The 18,583-nt window shown below is 68.8% G+C and carries 15 protein-coding genes; 3 read left to right on the forward strand and 12 right to left on the reverse strand.

The annotated features are described in order from the left end of the window. The first annotated feature begins 148 nt into the window (after positions 1-148). On the forward strand, positions 149-2,407 hold the full coding sequence (locus ABD808_RS16595) for a GDSL-type esterase/lipase family protein (RefSeq protein ID WP_344897215.1): 2,259 nt from the start codon (positions 149-151) through the stop codon (positions 2,405-2,407). Positions 2,408-2,594: 187 nt separating this feature from the next. On the opposite strand, the gene ABD808_RS16600 is transcribed toward ABD808_RS16595, so the two are convergent. From ABD808_RS16600 to ABD808_RS16610, 3 genes are read right to left on the reverse strand one after another with little or no spacing between them, the layout of a single operon-like run. After that, positions 2,595-2,783: a DUF397 domain-containing protein gene (locus ABD808_RS16600; RefSeq protein ID WP_344897218.1), complete on the reverse strand. Its 189-nt coding sequence runs from the start codon at positions 2,781-2,783 to the stop codon at positions 2,595-2,597. A 2-nt stretch (positions 2,784-2,785) separates the two neighbouring features. Next, on the reverse strand, positions 2,786-2,968 hold the full coding sequence (locus tag ABD808_RS16605) for a DUF397 domain-containing protein (protein ID WP_344897221.1): 183 nt from the start codon (positions 2,966-2,968) through the stop codon (positions 2,786-2,788). Further along, complete coding sequence (locus ABD808_RS16610) at positions 2,965-3,780, reverse strand: helix-turn-helix domain-containing protein (RefSeq protein ID WP_344897223.1); 816 nt, start codon at positions 3,778-3,780, stop codon at positions 2,965-2,967. The genes ABD808_RS16605 and ABD808_RS16610 overlap by 4 nt, the downstream gene beginning before the upstream one ends. A gap of 98 nt (positions 3,781-3,878) precedes the next feature. On the opposite strand from ABD808_RS16610, the gene ABD808_RS16615 reads away from it, so the two are divergent. Further along, positions 3,879-4,313 carry an ATP-binding protein gene (locus tag ABD808_RS16615; protein ID WP_344897226.1) on the forward strand — a complete coding sequence of 145 codons (435 nt, stop codon included), beginning with the start codon at positions 3,879-3,881 and terminating at the stop codon, positions 4,311-4,313. Between the two features lie 80 nt (positions 4,314-4,393). Here ABD808_RS16615 and ABD808_RS16620 read toward each other — a convergent pair whose 3' ends face one another. From ABD808_RS16620 to ABD808_RS16655, 8 genes are all read right to left on the reverse strand, one after another. Beyond that, the gene (locus tag ABD808_RS16620; protein WP_344897229.1) at positions 4,394-5,026 is read right to left on the reverse strand and encodes a class I SAM-dependent methyltransferase; all 633 of its coding nucleotides are present in this window, start codon (positions 5,024-5,026) and stop codon (positions 4,394-4,396) included. Positions 5,027-5,032: 6 nt separating this feature from the next. Next, entirely contained in the window at positions 5,033-5,482 is a 450-nt protein-coding gene (locus ABD808_RS16625; protein ID WP_344897232.1) for a RidA family protein, read from the reverse strand. Between the two features lie 53 nt (positions 5,483-5,535). Continuing rightward, on the reverse strand, positions 5,536-10,347 hold the full coding sequence (locus ABD808_RS16630; protein ID WP_344897235.1) for a wHTH domain-containing protein: 4,812 nt from the start codon (positions 10,345-10,347) through the stop codon (positions 5,536-5,538). An 11-nt stretch (positions 10,348-10,358) separates the two neighbouring features. Continuing rightward, positions 10,359-10,610 carry a Pepco domain-containing protein gene (locus ABD808_RS16635; RefSeq protein WP_344897238.1) on the reverse strand — a complete coding sequence of 84 codons (252 nt, stop codon included), beginning with the start codon at positions 10,608-10,610 and terminating at the stop codon, positions 10,359-10,361. 221 nt (positions 10,611-10,831) lie between these two features. After that, positions 10,832-12,295 (reverse strand): benzaldehyde dehydrogenase, encoded by a 1,464-nt coding sequence (locus tag ABD808_RS16640; RefSeq protein WP_344897241.1) that lies wholly within the window; start codon positions 12,293-12,295, stop codon positions 10,832-10,834. Positions 12,296-12,310: 15 nt separating this feature from the next. Continuing rightward, entirely contained in the window at positions 12,311-13,426 is a 1,116-nt protein-coding gene (locus tag ABD808_RS16645; protein ID WP_344897244.1) for an NAD(P)-dependent alcohol dehydrogenase, read from the reverse strand. Further along, complete coding sequence (locus ABD808_RS16650; protein WP_344897246.1) at positions 13,423-14,760, reverse strand: amidase; 1,338 nt, start codon at positions 14,758-14,760, stop codon at positions 13,423-13,425. Before ABD808_RS16650 ends, ABD808_RS16645 begins: the two co-directional genes overlap by 4 nt. Positions 14,761-14,850: 90 nt before the next feature. Beyond that, positions 14,851-15,651, reverse strand: coding sequence for an IclR family transcriptional regulator (locus ABD808_RS16655; RefSeq protein ID WP_344897249.1), 801 nt, complete (start codon positions 15,649-15,651; stop codon positions 14,851-14,853). 115 nt (positions 15,652-15,766) lie between these two features. Between ABD808_RS16655 and ABD808_RS16660 the strand changes: the two genes are divergently transcribed. Beyond that, complete coding sequence (locus tag ABD808_RS16660) at positions 15,767-17,257, forward strand: aldehyde dehydrogenase family protein (protein ID WP_344897252.1); 1,491 nt, start codon at positions 15,767-15,769, stop codon at positions 17,255-17,257. 17 nt (positions 17,258-17,274) lie between these two features. Here the strand turns inward: ABD808_RS16660 and ABD808_RS16665 are convergent, their stop codons facing one another. Continuing rightward, the gene (locus tag ABD808_RS16665) at positions 17,275-18,543 is read right to left on the reverse strand and encodes a sulfite oxidase (RefSeq protein ID WP_344897255.1); all 1,269 of its coding nucleotides are present in this window, start codon (positions 18,541-18,543) and stop codon (positions 17,275-17,277) included. Between the last annotated feature and the right edge of the window lie 40 nt (positions 18,544-18,583).

An 18,583-nucleotide genomic window follows, 5' to 3' on the forward strand; every position in this document is an offset into this window, starting at 1 on the left:
CAGCGGGTTGGACCGGCGTGTGGACAATGTCGCGTACAACGTTGGGTGACGGGGCATTTGGGATTGCCTTTGGGTACTGATTGGTTGTGTCCCTCATTGTGCCCGGCGGTGCCTCGGCAAGCTTCTGTCAGCGATCTAGCCTGCTGGGATGAACAAGATCATTTTTGTTGGTTACGACACCTTGAGAGCCCTGGCACGGTCTCGGCGCGTGGTCCAGGGCTTGGCCGCGGCGTTGATCGCGATGGCGGCCGTTGTGGTCGCCCCGGCCGCGCCGTCGGCGCGGGCCATCATCGGCGGCGACATCGCGGCGCACCTGTGGGGGCAGGTCCAGGTGGAGCAGGACGGGGAGTATATCTGTACCGGATCGCTCATCGCGCTGGACTGGGTCCTGACCGCCGAGCACTGCCTGGACGATGACGTTCCCATGTCCGTGCATGTCGGCTCCAAGATTCTGGGCAGCGGCGAGGCCAGACGGGTGGTCACCCGGGTGAGACATCGCAGCGCCGATGTCGCCCTGCTCCAACTCAACTCCCCGGTGACCCAGCCCAACTGGGTCATCTCCTACGACGACACCCGCAGGCCGCCGAATGCCAACAATGTCGGCATCCACGGCTGGGGAAACACCGTACCGGGCGATTCCGTGCCGTCGGCGGGCCTCAAGAGCGCATCTCTCAGGGTGGACCTCAATCGCGCCGACGCGCCGGGGGCCCCTCCCACGGGAGCCCTGGGGATGCGACCGCTCCATGGCATCCCCACCCAGGGCGACTCCGGAGCCGCAGTGGTCTATAACCATCGGGTCATGGGCGTCTATATCGGTTACCGGGACGACGCCACCCAACTACAGTTCGCGGTGGCCCTGGAGGCCATCCGCGGATGGATCGAGCAGCACACGGGGCGGCCGCCGGCCAACACAGCGCTCGCGACCAAGAACCTGCGGGTCATGCCACTGGGCGACTCCATCACCTACGGCACCGGCAGCTCGACCGGATCCGGCTACCGGGCCGAGCTGTGGCACAGCCTGGACGGCACGGCCAAGGACCTGGACCTCGTCGGTTCACAGCAGTCCGGGGATCTGCCCGATCGTGACAACGAGGGCTATCCCGGCGCGATGATCAACGATATCGCGCGCAGAGCCGATTCCGCGGTCCCGTTGTACGACCCCAACGTCGTCCTGTTGCACGCCGGGACCAACGACATGGACCGCGGCGACGCCGCCGCCGCCCCGGCCGCGCTGGGGTCGTTGATCGACCAGGTGTTCGAGGACGCTCCCAAGGCCACCGTTCTGGTGTCCACGCTGGTGCCCTCGAAGAACTCGGCGACCGAAGCCAAGATCGAGGCCTTCAACAAGCAGATCCCGGGGGTGGTCGACCAGCGGGCCAGAACCGGCAAGCACGTCGCCGTGGTCGACATGAGCGAGGTCACGACCGACGACCTGTCCGACTACCTGCACCCCAACGACCGCGGCTACACCAAGATGGGCGACGAGTTCGAGGACGCCATCCTCGCGGTCGCGCAGGAGGGGTGGATCGCCGACACCGACGACCAGACATGCACGGACACTCCTGGACGCTGGCTCCCGCGCGGGAAGATCGCCTCCGGCACCGGTCTCGCCGACGACGAGGAGGTCCAGTTCGCCGACATCGACGGCGACGGACGCGACGACTACCTGGTCGTCAACGACGAGTCCGGCGCGGTGAAGGCGTGGATCAACGCCGGCGGCGACCAGGACGGCAAACCCGGCTGGATCGAACGCGGACAGATCGCCTCCGGCGTGGACCTCGGTCAGAACGACCACATCGACTTCGCCGACATCAACGGCGACGGGCGCGACGACTACCTGGTGTACAACGTCGGGTCCGGGGCGGTGAAGGCGTGGATCAACATCGGTGGTGACCAGGACGGAAAACCGGGTTGGATCGAACGCGGACAGATCGCCTCCGGTGTGCCGGACGCCCCGGCGCGACCGGTGTTCGCCGACGTGGACGGCGACCGGCGCGCCGACTACCTGTTGGCCAACCCCAGAACCGGGGCGGTGAGGGCATGGATCAACGCCGGCGGTGACCAGGACGGCAAGCCCGGTTGGATCGAACGCGGGCAGATCGCCTCCGGCGTGACGCCGATGGGGGCCGGGCCCTACTTCGCCAACGTCGACTGCGACATACGCGCCGACTACCTGATAGCCGACCTCAAGACCTCGGCGGTGAAGGCGTGGCTGAACCGGGGTGGTGACCAGGACGGCAAACCGGGCTGGATCGAACGCGGACAGATCGCCTCCGGCAGTGTCCCGGAGGGCCACACCCTCGCCTTCGCCGACATCGACGGCGACGGACGTGACGACTACCTGGCCGTCAACGTCAAGGACGGAAGCGTGCAAGCGTGGATCAACAAGGGCGGAGACCCCGCCTGACAGCAGGCTGACCACCGTTACCGTCCAGGCGGGCCCCTGAAATCTGGATCAACACAAAGCAGCGCCCCCGTCCTTTCGGGCGGGGGCGCCTGGTGGGCACAGGGCGGGGACGTCACCGCTTCAGCGCCTTGGCAATGCGGACGCGGCGCGCCTGCTTCGCCTCCTGGCGCAGTACCGGCGGGGAGAATTAAGGAGTCGGATACTGCTTGATCCGCTCCACCAGCCTCCTGAACTGTGCGCCGCTCAGGGTGAGATGTCCACCGTCCCGGTCCATTGAGTCCCGCACACCGACACCTGAGGTGAGACGTCCCAGTTCAACGCACTGGTGGTCATTAGTGCCGCCGCTGTAGCTGCTCTTCCGCCACTGGCCGGGCATGGCTACCGATCCCGCTTGATCTGCTCCACCAGTTCCGTGAACTGGGCATGGGTCAGCGTGAGGTGACCGGTGCCCGGGGCCTTCGAGTCACGCACGCCGACGCCCGACGGGAGACGTCCCAGCTCAACGCACTGCTTGTCTTGGACGCCGCCGCTGTAGCTGCTCGTTCGCCAAAGAACTCTCATGAGTGCTGCTCCAAGTACCGCTCGATGAGGGCGCGCGAGGCATCCTCCGGGAGGGCTTTCGCGCCGATGCGTTCGAACATAGTCGAAAAGTCCCGCACCTCGCTGGGCCCTTCGATCAACCGCCCACCGTTCTGCGCGCCCGCGTACGCGACATCCCGGTCAGCCTGACAGATGACCTGGAACGGCCCGTCGAATCCGTAGTGCGCGCCCTCTGAATTCGGCACTATCCGCATGACGACGTTCTGCTGGCTTGACATGATCAGCAGGTGTTGCAACTGGGCTTTCATGATCTCTGGGCCGCCAACGGGGCAGCCGAGCACGTTCTCGTCAACCAGCATCCAGAGTGTGGGTTGGTCTGAACGTTCGAGAATCAAACTCTGCCCTGCCATGCGTTCGGCGACCTCGGCCTCGACGTCCTTGTACGGTCCCGCTTCGACCAGCGCGCGGATGTAGCCCTCCGTCTGGAACGGGCGGGGGATCGCCTTGCCGTGGTAGGTCTTGATCGCCGTGGACGTCTTCTCGTACTCCATGCACTGGCGCGCCCAGTCTGGATCATGGGCCATTCGGGCAAACCAGAGAATAAGCTGAAATAGAAGGCCCGTCCCGAAGTGCTTGTCGAGCAGGCGCATTTGATCGTCCTGTGGACGACGCCTGCCCGCCTCCAGGTTGGAAACAGTCGAGCGGGCAGCGCCCATGATCTCGCCGCACTGGGTGAGCGACAGGCCCGCCTTCTCCCTCATGAAACGCATGAAGAACGCCAGGAAGTGCCACATCGAGATCCGGGGGTCGAGAGGTTCGCGAACCGAGGGCATTCCGTCTCCTTCGTTTCAACCCTTGCGGGTACAACGGAAGCCTAGACATCATCCGTGATCCTTGTCACGAGAAATCGGAACCTCGGGCGAGGAGGGGAATGATGGTGATGACGGCGACAGGGGAAATGATCGTTCCCCTCATGGGCACACCGGCGTCGGTGGGGCTCGCAAGGACGCTTGCGGCCTCGCGGCTGTGCAATTGGGACTATTCCCGCATTCTTGACGATGCACTTCTTATCGTCTCCGAGCTCGTTACCAACGCGGCTCGGCAGACGCCGAATGAGGAGATCCGTCTCCAGATCAGTCGGGACGCGGGCGGCGTCATCATCGCCGTGTGGGACCGCGACTCTCAGTACCCGCAGGCCAAGCGGCATCGGCAGCCGCTCACTCTTGAGGAACTGGACCTGTCGAGTGAGGCGTTCGACGACAACGGTGGGTGGGGGCTGCACATCGTCCAGGCCCTGTCCCTGCGGTGTGGGGCTACGCGGGACCCGGCCGGGGGGAAGTGGGTCTGGTCGCGAATGCGTCCGTAGGGGGCGCTTTGTGCTGGGTCGCGGTGTGCGGCGTCAGGCGGGAGGGGGCGTGATGGCGGACACTGCGGCTCGCTCGGCGGTTAGTGGGGGCTGGTGATGGTTCGGCGTGCCCAGAATTGGGCGTGGCCGGTTTCGCCTTCTGGGATGAACTGTTGGTCGGTGACTTGTAGACCGCTGTGTGTTAGCCAGGAGCGGTAGGTGGTGGCGTCGGCCTGGCTCCACCACATGGTGGCGGGGCCGTCGAGCCAGTTGTCCTGGCTGCCGGTCCAGGCGTCCTGGCCGGTGGTCGCGAGGAGCCAGCCGCCGGGACGTAGCCACCGGGCGATGTTGTGTATGAGGTGGGGTTGCTGGTCGAGCGGCATGTGGATCAGCGCATAGAGGCAGATGACGGCGTCGAACGATTGGGGTGGGAGGTCGAGTGTTGTGGCGTCGGCGCGAATGAATGTGGCGCCGGGAACCAGGGATCGGGCCCTTTCGATCTGGACGTCGCTGATGTCCACGCCGGTTACCTGGTGTCCGGCGGCGGCCAGGCTCCGGGCCATCGGGACGCCGCAGCCGCAGCCGATGTCCAGGACGTTTCCACGCTCGGGGAGGCGAGCCAGGACGTCGGACAGCCAGCGGTCGTACTGTTCGGTTGTTTCGTCGTCGCCGCGGTAGTGGCGCGACAGAGCGTCGTAGCCGGAGCGGACCAGGTCGGTGGGGTCGGGATCCACGGTCGCTCAGTCGATGATGGCGGTTGCTTCGACTTCGACCAGTAGGTCGGGTTCGGCCAAGGCGGCTACGCCGATTCCTGTCAGTGGTGGGGCGATTGTGACGCCCAGCTTTGCGGCGGCGCGGGAGACGCCTTCGGCGAAGAGGGGGAGCTTGTCTGGGGTTAGGTCCACGGCGTAGACGGTCAGCTTCACTACGTTGTCGAAGGTGGCGTCTACCTCGGCCAGGGCGGTGTTGAGGTTGAGGTAGCACTGTTCGACCTGGGCGACCAGATCGCCTTCGCCTACCTTGCGGCCGTCCGCGTCGCGGGCGACCTGGCCCGCGATGAAGACCATCTTGGACCCGGTCGCGACGGACACCTGGCGGTAGAGATCGACCTTCGGGAGCCCATCAGGGTTGATCAGTGTGACGACCATGCTCAACTCCTTGTCGTAGTTGAAGCACACAACGGCCGCCACCCTGCGGCTGTTCCTTGATCACTGCTGGAACATGCAACCTTGCTCGGTGGGCTCTATGGGACGTCTGGGTCGGTGGACGATTCCACCAGCTCGGGCAGGTCACTGACGTCGGGTACGTCGAAGCCGAGTTCGCGCATCCTTTCCGCAACCTTGGCGATGGGAACGTCGGCCTGTACGGCCCCGGTCACTAGGTTCCACAGTGGCACTGGCTCCTCTTGGTCGAGCCACCAGCCGCGCTGGTCATGGCGGTGCAGGCGCCAGGCTTCGGGCTGTGGAAAGCGAGCGAGTCTGCGGCTCATGAGAAGGAGTTCGGTGGCGCCGACGGGTTCGTTAGGTGTCGGCGGCACCGTGAACCCCAGTTCCGTGAGGCGTTGGACGATTTGCGTAGGTTCGCGCTCAAGGTGCCGGGCGGCCGTAACAACATGGCCCAGTGGCACGACGCGGTCCGTGAGCCATGGCCATTCTGCGGTCAGATCCCTGCTGGTGAGCACTAGGTCGCCCGGCTGGGGAACGTCCAGGTGAGCGAGGGCGGACGGGACGAGGAGGCCGAGCTGTGAAAGGCGGCCAGCGGCTTGGCCGATCGAACATTCCAGCTTTTCCGCCGCCGCGATGATATGACCGGGCGGTACTTGTACCAGGCCCTCGTCATTTTCCCACTGGTCTAGGTAGGGAGCGTGTTCTTCCAGCCCCAGCCTGATGAGAAGGTGATCGTTCGGTTGGACGTCGCCCGAGTCAAGGATTCCTTCGGGCAAGTCGAAACCGAGCTCGGCCAGCCTGTGAGCCACTTGTCCCAACGGATGCCGGACCTTGATCGCAGCGTTGAGTACGTGGGAAGAACGAACGTGCTCCTCCACGCTCAGCCAGGGAGGTTCGCCATTCGAGTTTTTGCTCAGGATGCGCAGATCGGCGGTACGAGCCTCGGTGAGCGTGTCCGGGATGTGAAAGCTCAGTTCGACCAGTCGTCGGGCGACGTCGTCGATGCTCTTGCCGAGCCTCTCGGTCGCGAGGAGTAGGTGTCCGAGGGGAACCGGGTCGGCCCCGGACAGCATTCGCGGTCGGCCGTTAAGGCCCAGGCTGAGAAGCTTGCGATCGTCTGCGGCGACCTGGCCCCGTACGGGAATGTTCTTCGGTGGGGTGAAACCAAATCCTGTCAGCCGGTCGGCGACCTGGGTCCCCGTAAGGCCGAGTTGTGCCGCCGCGGACACGATGTGGCCCGGCGGGATCGGTACCGGATTCCCCTCGGCGTCGTGAGAGCGCAACCAGGGTCGGCTTCCGTCGAGATTCCTGCTCACCAGGATGCGGTCTGCCGGTTCGGCGATGCCCGCGTCCATGAGGATCCGCGGCACGCTGAATCCAAGGGCCGTCAGGCGCTCCGCCACCCTGGAGATCGGCCGACCGAGTTGGGCCGCGGCGGCGACGATATGCCCCGTGCTCACTTCGTTCGCGTCATTGCCCGGATCGCATTGGGGCAACCATGGCGAGGACGCGTCGATGTCCTGGCTGATGATCAGAAGATCCGACGTCTCGATCTCCCCGACACCGAGCAACTTCGGCGGTAGGCGATATCCCAGGTGGACGAGGCGCTTCGCCACCTCGCCAATGGAGTACCCGGTGCTTTCGGCGGCCCGGATGATTCTGTCGATGGCAGCCGTCTCGCCTAGGGGTGTCCGTTGTTCCCTCCGGCGAGCGCGGTCTTCCCTGAAGAGTTCTTCGATGATGCCGAGAACTATTTCATCTGAGGGTCTGGCCTTGGGGTCCGGGCTGGAAGAACGGGGGCCGCGCGACTGGTCAAGGCTCGAAAGCCGCCATCTCAGCATACGATCCGTGAGCCGTGTGTTGCGGCTCCTCCTCATCGCTCCCAAAGACTCAAGACGTTTCGATCTGTAGGCGGAAGGCGCGGGCCTGATCAGGAAGCGGTCGGGGGAGAAAAGGCCGGGCCGTGTCAAGTCGAGTTCCTGCTCGTTCACGGTGAAGACGTGGCCGACGTCGAGTGCCGTTTGAAAGATCAGATCTGCGATGACGGGCTGCTGTTTGACGAGTTCGGTGATCCAGTCGAATGTCGCCAGCGGGAGCTCGGGGGACGCGAACGCTTTTACCGCGCTCGACAGGACGCGAGTGACCATCCGTTCGTTCTTGGGGGAGGCGAGCAGCGATTTGCGGTCCACGGACAGCTCGGGTTTGTTCTCCCCGGTCAGGTTGACGATGTAGCCGAAGCAGGTCTCATCGGTGATCAGGCCGTCGGCCAAAACGGAACCAAGGCCATCGCACCACCAGACCGATGTTTCAGAAACTGGATAGACTTTGCGGTCGTACGTGTGCAATTTCAACTGGTGCGGCTGCCATGTCTCGGTGGCCGCGCCGTCCCAGGCCTCCACGTGAAACTCCGAGTAATGGAGCACCCGGCTCAGGGTCAGCCTGCTGGACACGGACGTCATTTCGCCCGCGGTGCGGAGGTGGAGTCGTACTGTGGTGCCCGCGTCCGTTCCGGGGCCGAGGGGTTCGATATGGAAGAGCGTGCCCGGACCGGCGATCGACACCCTGAGCTGGTCACCGGGTCTGCCATCGCGGCCGAGGCGGCAGGTGGTCACCGTAATGTCGTCGGCGAGCATGAAATAGCTGAGCACGCCGATGCCGAACCGGCTGTTCGGGTAGAACTTCACCGATTCGTCGAGCGATTCCCACTCGGCCTGTTCCTCCAGGAACTCGGGCAGTTCGGCGAAGCGGGCCCCGGCCTGTGCGAAGACGTCGCGCAGTTCCCTGACGCCCATCCCGATGCCGTTGTCCTCGCATTCGATGTAGGGGCGCCCCTGATCGTCGATGCCCTGGCTGAAACGGATGTGCCCGTCCCAGTCGGGCAATGACGTCCCGGTGCGCCGTAGGTACTCGGTGCGCGCCCGGCGGTAGCGGCAGGCGTCCAAGGAGTTCTGGTAGATCTCGCGGATGGCGAGGTCGGCGTCCCCGTAGAGGTTCTCGCCCATGAGCAGTTCCTGGACCCGGTCCTCGTCGAGTTGGAACCGGATACCCGCTGACGCGTACGCGGGGCCTTGTTCCGTTTCCGCCGCCCGCACCTGGGAGGCGTCCGCGTACCGGGGGAGCCGTTTGAGTCCCGCGAGGGACGGGTCCTTGGAGTTGCAGAGATCGGCGAGGAGCCGGTCGAGGGCGCTGACATGCTCGCGCAGTGCCACTTCCACGGCGGGATGGGAGCAGGCCGCGCGAAGCGCCCGTCCGGAGCCGCGCGGTTCCGGACGGGCTTCGTCCAGGGTTCGCAGCACCTCTGAGGGGACCACGGACTTCGGAATGCCAATGTGCTCCACGAGGACGGAGGGCAACCGGGTGATCTCGATCGCCATCCGGTGCGCGACCACGAGGAGATAGATCACCAGCCGTTCGCGCAACTCCTGTTCCCCGAGGCGCCCCGGAGCCACGATGAGCGATGGGGAAAGGCCGTGCGGACGGTCGGTGCGGGCGATGAACCCTTGGTCCGCGTACAGGAGCCGAACCATTTCGCTCAAGCGGCGGGTGCTCAGGACCTCCTCGGCGAGACGGCTTCCCGGCGTCCAGCCCGTGAGTGACCCGGTGAGCGCGGGGTCGCCGTAGAGCTCCGGACGGCCCATGCACCACTGGTGCAGAAACCACCAGCCGATCTGTCCCGCCACTTCGCGGTCGCCGGTGGCGTTGGCCGCCGCGGCACGGCGGAGGAGACGGGGCCGGTCGCGAGCATAGGACTCGAAGCTCTCGCGGGCCGGGGACGGCGCGGTCGCGGGCACGGGGTCGAAGGGGTCGACGGCTCTCGCCTCGGCGGCGGCCCGGGACCAGTGGGCCTCATGGACGAAGGGCATCGCGACCAGCAGCGCCGCCTCGGCGGGTGTCAGCAGCAGGTCGTCGAGGAGCGAACCGAGGATCAGGCTCATCCGCTCGTTCATCCGCAGGGCGAAGCGCCGGTCGTGCCACGGGTCGTCCGCGAGCATCGACGCGGACTCCCGGCGCGCGGCGGCGAGGTGCCGGACGAGGGACGTCACCTCGTCCTTCAACGAATCGCGGCCGTGGACGTTGGCGGTCTTCTCCCACGCGATGTGCTTCTCCGCCGCGGTGGCCCAGTCTTCGGTCTCGCTGTCGACCATCGAGCCCGGCAAGACGACGAAGGTGGTGCCGTCGGCCTCTCCGGCGACCCGTGTCTGCTGGGGTTCCTTGTTGTGCTCGGTCGTGAGCGCCGCCATGTTCGCGGCGATGGCGTTCGCGAAGTCCGTCAGCGTTCGTGGCGCGGCCCCGGCGTTGATCGCTTCCTCCACGGCGGCGGCGAAGAGGCTGAACGACCGTCCCTCCGGCTCGACCGTGGCGAACCGCGAGACCTGGCCGGGTGAGCACGGGAAGATCCAGGCGACGTTCCGGCGGTCGGAGTGGGCGACCTTGTCCGGCGACCACGCGGTGCGCGCGGCGATGGACATGGTCTGCTCGTGGAAGCCCTCCCGGCAGGCGTCGACGAGGAACACGATGCCGCCCGCCCTGCTGGACTCGATCGTCGACGCCCACCCGTTCAGCGGCACGGCGCCTTCGGCGAGCGGCAGCCACTCCAGGTCGATGTCGCTGGGCAGCAGATAGTCGACGCCCTCGCCGTGAGCGCCGTGCCCGCTCAGGTAGACGAGCAAGGTGTCCTGGGGCTCCGCCGTCTTGAGGAAACGGTTGACCTCGGCGCGGATCTTGGTGGGTCCCAGCCAGCCGCTGCCGTCCGGGAGCTCGGTGGAGTAGCCGCGCGCCTCCAGCGCGGCGGCGACCCTCGCGATGTCGTCGGTGACGAAGGGCAGCGGCAGGAGGGCGGGGGTGTCGTACTCGGCGACTCCCAGGAGCAGTGCCCGGAAACGTCCCACGGTCGTGCTTCTCAGTCGCCGAAGACCAGGACGATGTTCGCCTTGGCGCCGACCTTGGCGGTGCCGATGAGCTGGATGCCTCCCTCGGAGGAGATCTCCACGCCGAGATGCGCCTCCTTGAGCCGGAGGCCGTCCTCGCCGGTGGTCAGGCCGGAGAGGACGGAGCGGAGGGAGTCGGTGGTGCGGCGCAGGTTCTCGCGGAGGATGTCGATCGGGACGTGCCTCAGCGCCGCCTGACCGTCCCCGCCGGAGAACAACCCCATCGTGGTGTCCTGCTCCCTGACCGAAACGATGAAGGGAAGAGTGTCACCCTTCCCTTCGGTGTCGCCGTGTCCGTCAGAGTGAACCCGCTGCGCCGCGTCCCCGCCCACCGTCACATCACCGTCCATAATCCAGAAACCGCTACGTTCTGGCACAGAATGCTAACGTGCGCGGTCGTCCGGATCGGGGCAGTGGCCACAATGGGCGGGGCCGCCTGCCGGGGTTAGAGCGGGTACTGCGGCGGGGTGCCGCGCATGGTGATCCAGCGGGTTTCGGTGAAGGCCTCGATGTTGGCCGCCGCGCCGCCGAAGCGGGAACCGGTGCCGGACGCGCGGACGCCGCCGAACGGGGCGTTGGCCTCGTCGTTGACCGTCTGGTCGTTGATGTGGACGATGCCCGTCGGGATCTGTTCGGCGACGGCGAGGCCGCGCATGGCGTCGCGGGTCACGATGCCGAGGGACAGGCCGTACTCGCTGGCGGCGGCCAGCTCGATCGCCTGGTCGATCGACGAGACGCGCGTGACCGGGGCGACCGGGCCGAACACCTCGTCGGCGAACGCGGGGGCCGCGACGGGGACGTCGGCCAGGACCGTGGGCCGGTAGAACAGGTCCTCGTAGGTGCCGCCGGACGCCAGGGTCGCGCCCTGGTCGACGCTCGCGGTGACCAGGCCGTGGATCTTGTCCCGCTGGCCCGCGTCGATGACGGGGCCGAGCGCCACCTCACCGGTGGCCGGGTCGCCGACCGGGAGCTTCCCGGCCTTGGCGGCGAGACGCTCCACGAAGTCGTCGTAGAGACGGTCGGAGACGAGGTGGCGGCCGGTCGTCATGCAGATCTGGCCCTGGTGGAAGAACGAGCCCCAGGTGGCCAGGTTCACCGCTTCGTCGACGTCGGCGTCGTCCAGGACCAGCAGGGCGGAGTTGCCGCCGAGTTCGAGGTGGGCGCGCTTGAGGTGCTTGCCCGCCAGTTCGCCGATGCGGCGTCCGACCGGGGTGGAGCCGGTGAAGGAGATGACCCGGATGTGCGGGTCGGTGATCAGCGCCTCGCCGACGTCGGCGCCGCCGGGCAACATGTGCAGCAGGCCCGGGGGCAGCCCGGCCTCCTCGAAGATCCGGGCCATCAGGGCGCCGCCGGTGACGGCGGTGCGCGGGTCGGGCTTGAGCAGGACGGCGTTGCCTAGCGCGAGCGCCGGGGCGACGGAGCGGATGCCGAGGATGATGGGCACGTTGAACGGCGAGATCACCGCGACGGCCCCGGCGGGCATACGGCGCGCCATGGAGAGGCGCGGTTCCTCTGACGGGAGCACCTCGCCGATCGCGCGGGCGGGCAGCGACGCCGCCTCGTAACATTCCTCCGCCGCGACGTGCAGCGCGAACCCGGCCATGCCGGGGACCGCGCCGACCTCGCGGACGTTCCAGCCGCTGATCTCCTCGGCATGCTGTTGCCACAGGTCACCGGCCTTGCGCAGGACGGCGGCGCGCGCGGTGTGGGGGAGGGCGGCCCAGTCCCGCTGCGCCTGCGCGGCGTTCGCGGCGGCCTCGGTGACGTCCTCGGGGGTCGCGCGTCCCATCCGGCCGAGTTCGGCGCCCGTGGCGGGTTCGACGACGGCGTAGTCGCCGCCGTGCGACGCGGTCCACGCACCGTTCTTGAAGATGTTCCCTTGCCAGTCGACGCTGTCGAGCAGTCCCACGGCGGTTCCTCCCTGTCAGTGGTTCATTCGCAGTACGGGTTTGAGCACCTCGCCGCGTCGGCTGTCGTCGAGGGCGCGGTCGATGTCGGCCAGGTCGTAGAACTGGACGAGCCGGTCGAACGGGAAGCGGCCCTGGCGGTTCAGGTCGACGAGGGCGCCGATCAGGACGTGGCTGCGTCCGCTGCCGCCGAGGGTGCCGACGACGCGCTTGCCCCAGAGCGTGTCCAGGTGGTCGAGGGCGAACTCGGCTCCGGCGGGCGCGCCGCCGATCAGCACGCAGGTGCCGAGCATGCCGACGCTGTCGGCGGCCTGCCGGACGACCTTGATGACGCCGGTGCATTCCAGTGCGTAGTCGGCGGGGCCGCCGCAGATGCGGTTGACCTCGGCCACGGGGTCGGTCGCGTCCGTCTGGATGGGGTGGGTGGCGCCGAACTCGGTGGCCAGGGCGAGGCGGGACGGGTGCCGGTCCACGGCGATGATCGTCGTGGCGGGGGAGAGGCGGGCGGCCATGACGGCGGCCAGGCCGACAGCGCCGACCCCGTAGATGACGAGGCTGGAGCCGGGGGTCGGTTTGAGGGTGTTGAAGACCGCTCCGGCGCCGGTGGAGATTCCGCAGGCGAGGGGGCCGAGGAGTTCGAGGGGCGCTGTTGGTGGGACGACGACCAGCGCGTCCGCCCAGGTCAGTGAGTAGGTGGAGAAGGAGGATTGGCCGAAGAAGTGGCTGTGGACTGGGGAGCCGTCGGTGCGGCGGAGGGCGCTCTGTCCGGCGCGGGGGCCGAGGAGGCGTCCGCCGCCGCAGAGGGCCTCGCCGAGGCGGGCGCAGTAGCGCGGTTCGCCGTCGCGGCAGTTGCGGCACGATCCGCAGGACGGCCAGCCGATGACGACGTGGTCGCCGGGCCGGACGGCGGTGACCCCCTCGCCCACGGACTCCACCACGCCCGCGCCCTCGTGGCCGAGCACGCTCGGGAACGGCATCGGCAGGTCGCCGTGGCGGGTGATCTCGTCGGTGTGGCAGATGCCGGACGCGACGATCCGCACCAGCGCCTCGCCGGGGCCCGGCTCGTCCAGGTCGAGTTCCTGGACGCGGAACGGGCCGCCCAACTCGTCGACGACGGCGGCGCTCACTCTCATGACTCGTTGCTCCTCTGGCCGAGGTCGGGACGGGGCAGGCGCGGGGTCAGGCGCTCGACGAGGCGGGCGGCGGCGAGGACGGCGCCGTCGCGTCCGGCGGCCCCGGCGAGCTGGACGCCGACGGGCAGGCCGTCCGGCAGGGCCACCGGCAGCGAGATCGCGGGCAGCCCGGCGGCGTTGAACGGGGAGGTGAGACGGGTCAGCACCGGCTCGATCGGCAGCTCGCGGCCCGCGACGGCGACGGTCATCGCGCCGATCGGCGGCGCCGTGATCGGGACGGTGGCGCTCGCCAGCACGTCGTAGGTGGCGAGCGCCTGGGTCAAGAACGCCGTCATGCGCGCGGTCGCGGCCTCGTCGTCTTCCGCCTCGTCGGAGGTGCGGGGTGGCTGGTGCAAAAGGTCGGCCAGGTCGGGCGCGAACAGGTCGGGGCTCTTCTCGAACGCGCGGCGGTGGAACGCGCCTGCCTCGGCGACGATCCTGTTCAGCAGCGCTTCCGGGAGGCGCGGCTCGGCGGGGACGACGACGTCCTCGACTTGGACGCCGTGCTCTTCGAGGCGAGCACGGGTCGCGGCAAGGGCGGCGCGCACTTCGGGGGCGAGCACCGCGTCGAACCAGCCGCCGAGCCAGCCCACGCGCGGCACGTCGGACGATCGCAGAGGCGCCGATGGCGCGAGGGCGGAGAGGAGCAGTGCGGCGTCGTCGACTGTCGCGGCGAGGACGCCCAGATGGTCGAGAGACGGGGCCAGCGGCAGCACTCCGTCGAGCGGGAGCAGTTCGCGGGACGGCTTGAACCCGACGCAGCCGCTCAGAGCGGCGGGGATGCGTACGCTGCCCGCCGTGTCCGAGCCGAGGGCGCCCAGGCAGCTGCCCGCGACGACGGACGCCGCCGAGCCCCCGGACGACCCGCCGGGGATGTGTCCGCGCCTGTACGGGTTGTGCGTGGGGCCGAAGAACGCGCTGTCGGTGCGTCCTCCCCAGGCCAGCTCGTGGGTGGTGTGCTTGCCGACGATCACCGCACCCGCCACCCGCAGACGCCGAACGATTTCCGCGTCGCGTGTTGGGACGTGGTCGGCGAAGAGGGGCGAACCGTAGGCGGTCCGGACACCGGCCGTGTCGATCAGGTCCTTGATCCCAATGGGGATGCCGTGCAGCGGGCCGCGCGCGGGTTCGTCGGCCAGTTCGGTGGCGCGGGCGCGGGCCTCGTCCGCCATGACCGTGGCGTAGGCGTTCAGATGTGGCTCGCTGGCCTTGATCGTGGCCAGGGTGCGTTCGGTCAGGTCGACCGGCGACACCCGGCCGGTGGCGATGGCCTCGACCGACTCAGCCAAGGACATGGGGCCTCCCGCACGGACAGTTGAGGTGACCGTATGTGCCCCCTGACCGGCAGGGCAACCTGTCGTTCCGAGGGCTCGAACGCAATTCAGCTATTCGGAACTCATGGGGCGAAAGCCGAGGCGTCGGGAGATCTCGGTGGTGGTGCGTCGCAGGGGCGGTTCGATGCGTGTGGCCAGGGCCTCGATGGGCGCGGGGGCGACCGTCAGGTGGACGGCTACGTTCACCGCGGCGACGACCGCGCCCGAACGGTCGCGTACCGGTGCCGCGAACGAGCGCAGGCCGGGCGCCAGCTCCTCGTCGTTGACGGCGACACCGCCCTGGCGGACGCGGGCGAGCGCCGCCGTGAGCTGTTCGCGGTTCGTGATCGTCTTCGGGCCCCGGCGGGCCAGGTCGATGCGATCGAGGATCTGCCGTAGCTCTGCCGCGTCCTTGTAGGCCAGCAGTACCTTCCCCATCGCCGTGCAGTAGGCGGGGAGCCGTGAACCCACGTGCAGGTTGAGGTCCATGGCGAGAGTGCTGCGCCGTCCGCTGCGCCTGCGGTCGACGTAGACGACGTCGGGGCCGTCGCTCAAGGCCATGCTGACCGTGTAGCCCGTCTCGTCGGCCAGCGCTTGGAGCGGGGGACCGGCGAGGCGCGTCAGGTCCATGGAGTCGATCGCCGCGAAGCCGAGGTCAGCCGCGCGGGGGCCGAGGGTGTACTTCCTGGTCTCCGGGTCCTGCTGGAGGTAGTCGAGCCTGGTCAGCGTGGCGACGTAGCGGTGCGTCGTGCTCTTGGTGAGGCCCACGGCGCGGGCCAGGTCGGCGATCCCGAGCACCGAGCGGTTGCCGGTGAACGCGGACAGGACGCGCAGCCCGCGCTCCAGCGAGGCGGAGAACGATGGGTCGGTCACGTTATTCAGAATACGTGCTCAGAGTTCCAGATATTCGAACGTTTCGATGATCTTCGCGTCCGGGATGGCAGTCTTCTGACCGTAGGCGACCGCGTGAGCGAGGAGAACGAGCCCCATGGCCGGAGCGGGCCCTGCTGAGAGCGGCTGGCGCAAGCCGCGCGTCGGGCACTTCATCGGCGGCGACTGGACCGACTCCGCGTCCGGGCGTTCGTACCCGAAGCGTTCGCCGTGGTCGGGGGAGACGCTCAGCGAGGTCGCGGCCGGTGACGCCGAGGACGCCGACCGGGCCGTGGCCGCCGCCCACGCGGCGTTCGACGGCTGGGCGGCGGCGCTGCCGCACGAGCGGCAGCTGGTCTTCCTCCGCGCCGCCGACGTTCTGGAGCGGCGCGAAGAGGAGATGCTCGGCGCCCTCGCGGCGGAGACCGGGTGCGGACGCGTCTTCGGCGGCGTGCAGCTCGCGTTCGCGGTCCGGCTGCTGCGGCAGGCCGCGCAGCTCGCCTACCGTCCGGCGGGGGAACTGCTGCCCTCGGACGTCGCGGGCACCACGGCGATGGCGGTGCGGCGCCCGGTGGGGGTGGTCGCGGCGATCGCCCCGTGGAACGCCTCGCTGACCCTCGCCGGACGGGCGATCATCGGGCCGCTCGCGCTCGGCAACACCGTGGTGCTGAAACCGTCCGAGGACTCGCCCTACACCGGGGGCGCGCTGTGGGCGGAGGTTCTGCATGAGGCCGGGCTCCCCGCCGGGGCGCTCAACGTCGTCACCCACGCGCCCGGCGAGGCGGGCGGGATCGGTGACGCGATGCTGGCCAACCCGCTCGTGAAACGAATCAACTTCACCGGCTCCACGGCGACCGGACGCCGCCTGGCCGAGCAGGCCGGGCGGCACCTGAAACGGCTCGTCCTCCAGCTCAGTGGGCAGAACCCGCTCATCGTCGCGGCCGACGCCGACCTGGACTACGCCGTGGACGCCGCCGTCTACGGCGCGTTCATCCACCAGGGCCAGGTGTGCATGTGCGCCCGGCGTGTGTACGTCGAGCGGCCGCTGGCCGAGGAGTTCGCCGGACGGTTCGCGGCCCGCGCGGCGGCGCTGCCGACCGGCGACCCGTCCGACCCGGCCACCGTCGTCGGGCCGGTGATCAACGAGTGGGCGCTCGCGCTGATCGACCGGCGCGTCCGGGAGGCGGTCGGACTCGGCGCCCGCGTCCTGGCCGGGGGCGTGCCGAGCCCGCCGTGCTATCCGGCGACTGTGCTCGCCGACGTCCCGGACGAGGCCGAGATCGCCCACGGCGAGACGTTCGGCCCGGTGGTGGTGCTGGAGACGGTCGACTCGGCGGAGGAGGCCGTCGCCCGCGCCAACACCTCCGACCTGGGCCTGGTCGCCTCGGTGATCACGGGCGACCGGCCGCGCGGCCTCCGGCTGGCGGCCGCGCTGGAGGTCGGCATCGTGCACGTCAACGATCAGCCCGTCAACGACGAACCGCACATGCCGTTCGGCGGCGTCAAGGACACCGGGTGGGGACGGTTCGGGCTCGGGTTCGCGGCCGAGGAGTTCTGCGAACTCCAGTGGATCACCGTCCGCGACCAGGACCGCGAGTTCCCCATCTGATCTCCGCGGACGACCTCTCAGACGATCTGCACCGGATGCCGGACGACCGCGCCGAACAGGTACCCGAAGGTGTTGAACGTCGTGCGGTCGGGCTGGACGCGTCCGGCCGCGTCGGTGGCTCGTGCCAGCAGCGTCGTCGACCCGGTGTGGGTGGGACGCCACGCGATCTCCCAGCGGCGCCATCCCCGGTCCGGGCCGAGCAGGCGCGCGCCACGCCAGGACGCGCCGCCGTCCGTGCTGACCTCCACGCGATGGACGGGCCGACGCGGCGACCAGGACCGGCCGCGCAACACGACCGGACGCCGCGCGCGCACGGTCGCGGGATACGGCAACTCGAACGCGCTCTTGGTGACCTGCTCGCCGAGCGGCGCGCTGCCCTCCGCCGGGTAGTCGGGCCCGAAGAAGCGGTAGAACTGCGTGTTCCACGGCGAGAACAGCGGATGGTCGGCGACCTCGATCGACCCGAGCCACTTCACGCAGGACACCCCGATCCAGCCGGGCACCAGCAGCCGGACGGGGAAGCCGTGGTCGGGCGGCAGCGGCTCGCCGTTCATCTCGTACACCAGCAGCGCGTCCTTCAGCGCCTTGGCGATCGGCAGCGGGCGCCTGACCCGGCCGATGTTGACGCCGCCGCTGACGACCTCGGGGTCCAGTCCCTGCGGCAGGACGTCCACCGCCGAGGGAAGTAGCCCGGCACGTTCCAGGACGGTCGCCAGCGGCACCCCGCGCCAGCGCGCCAGTCCGACGCCGCCGAGATGCCACGGCGTGCCCTCGGCCGGGGTCCCCTGCTGGAGGTCGAAGAACGCGCGCCCGTTGCCCGCGCACTCCACGACGGCGCTGGTCGTCCGGGCGGGGAGGGCCAGCAGGTCCTCGTAGCTGAACGTCCTGGCCTGGTCGGCGGTGGGCGTGCCGTGCAGGCCCGAGCCGAACAGGCGAAGCCGCCAAGTGCGGGCGTCGACGAGGGGCGTGCGGGTGTGGTTGCGGACGAAGAACCGGTCGTTCGGGACGTAGAGGCCCTGGCCGCGCATGGCCTCCCAGCGCATCTCGGCGTTGGACCCGTGGTTGACGAACAGGTCCGGGGGCAGCGGCTTGACGATCGGGCCGTCCTCGGCGGCGGCGCGCGCCGTCCCGGAACCGGCGGCGAAGCGCCAGGTGGCGGCGGCGCCCCCGGTGACGAGGAGCGAACGCAGCAGGTCCCGGCGGCCGGGGACGCCGGGGGCGGCGAGAAGCTGCCGCGCCCGCGTCCGGTCGTAGTGGTGCTCGGAGGTCAGTTCGTCCTCGTCCATCCGATTTTCCCTTTATAGTCTACCTATTAACTAGGAATCT

This window comes from Actinomadura meridiana, from assembly GCF_039537545.1.
In the GTDB taxonomy this organism is placed as follows: domain Bacteria; phylum Actinomycetota; class Actinomycetes; order Streptosporangiales; family Streptosporangiaceae; genus Spirillospora; species Spirillospora meridiana.